Source organism: Eubacterium sp. BL-380-WT-2B, from assembly GCF_009696115.1.
In the GTDB taxonomy this organism is placed as follows: Bacteria; Bacillota; Clostridia; order Eubacteriales; family Eubacteriaceae; genus Eubacterium; species Eubacterium callanderi.
In genome coordinates this window covers 1-1242 of the sequence record NZ_VUMP01000028.1, presented here as the reverse complement: position 1 = coordinate 1242, position 1242 = coordinate 1, and the positions used below count along the sequence as shown (strand labels likewise).

Here is a 1242-nt window from a genome sequence, read left to right as displayed (position 1 = left end):
AAGTTTGTTCCGGGATTGGGCGGCCATATAGGCGGGAAGAATGGGAGGAGCATATTTTAAAAAATAAAACGCCAAATCGGCCTAGAAAGCGAAAAATAAAACTGGAGTATGACCAGGTTAGGAACTACCGAGATCGTCGCTCTATGAAGGCGCTACGGCAAAATCTGGCTGTTGGTGAAACAGTTCGGGTCCAGTTCCAGTTAAGACCCTTATCAAAAACCGGACAAAGAGAAACGCGCTGGGAAAACGGAACGATTATAAGGATTTATGAAAACCACGTCGGCGTGATGGTGCAGCTTAAAACAGCGCACGGAAACGCGTTAAGCTTGCGTAAGAGTTACATGGTTGACGATGTGGTGAAGTGGAAAACAAACTTGGAGGTTAAAAAATGATTCGATTAGATGGAAACTTTCGTCTGGACAATGACGATCGTTGTTATATTTTGCAAGAGAGAAAGATTGCTCAAAACGGAGAGAACAAAGGCGCTGAACGCTGGGAAAATGTTTGCTATCCAAGCACATTGGAAAGCGCATTAAAAACCTACCGAGATTTATTGCTTAAAAGGCGCTCAGCGGCTGATAAAGCGTTAAACATTGAACGGTTGATATATTTGATCAAAGAACAGGATAAGCAGCTCCTACAGTCGCTGACAAAGGTTTTAGAAGAAACAGGTTGCGAGGGACATTGATGCCCTTACCAGAATGGAGGTTTAAAAAATGGGAAAAAATTATATGCCAGAAGTCGCCCAGATGTTGGGAGTGGAAGTTGGGGAGCCGTTTGATATTCTGCTTGAAAGTGGGGAAATTAGGGATTACAGCCCTTATAAGTTTACAAATGAAACAATGGTTGATTGCGTCGGAGATGAAGCATCTAATTGGATGTTGTTCGGCTTATTAAGAGGAAATTACACCATCAAAAAACGCCCATGGAGGCCAAAATATCGTGATGAGTATTGGATTGTGACCACTGACGGGAGTGCGGGATGGCGATACTTCCGAAAAGACCACACAGAACACCTTGCAAATCTGAACATGGGGAACTGTTTTCCTACAGAAGAGGCGGCAGAGGCAGCAGTGCCCGAAATGCTGGCGAAATTCGAGGAGATAAAGAAAGGAGTGCGGGAGTGATGGATGTCATTAAGTATTTCAACACTAAAAAGAGGATGTGTGAATTTCATAAAGGAACATGTCATTTGTGCCCCATGGGTAAGGATAACACCAAAACGCATCTATTGTGCTTTGA

General features: G+C 43.5%; 3 protein-coding genes. All 3 read left to right on the top strand.

Annotated features, from left to right (window positions below):
* On the top strand, nucleotides 1–392 hold a 392-nt coding region (locus tag FYJ53_RS21335), incomplete at its 5' end, for a hypothetical protein (protein WP_207709055.1).
* On the top strand, nucleotides 389–688 hold the full coding sequence (locus FYJ53_RS21060; protein ID WP_154557789.1) for a hypothetical protein: 300 nt from the start codon (nucleotides 389–391) through the stop codon (nucleotides 686–688). The genes FYJ53_RS21335 and FYJ53_RS21060, both read left to right, overlap by 4 nt.
* A gap of 28 nt (nucleotides 689–716) precedes the next feature.
* The gene (locus FYJ53_RS21055) at nucleotides 717–1127 is read left to right on the top strand and encodes a hypothetical protein (RefSeq protein ID WP_154557788.1); all 411 of its coding nucleotides are present in this window, start codon (nucleotides 717–719) and stop codon (nucleotides 1125–1127) included.
* Nucleotides 1128–1242: the final 115 nt, after the last annotated feature.

Excerpts from the sequence above, each read along its gene's own strand:
- FYJ53_RS21060 (WP_154557789.1), top strand. The coding sequence starts at position 389 with ATGATTCGATTAGATGGAAACTTTCGTCTGGACAATGACGATCGTTGT.
- FYJ53_RS21055 (WP_154557788.1), top strand. The coding sequence starts at position 717 with ATGGGAAAAAATTATATGCCAGAAGTCGCCCAGATGTTGGGAGTGGAA.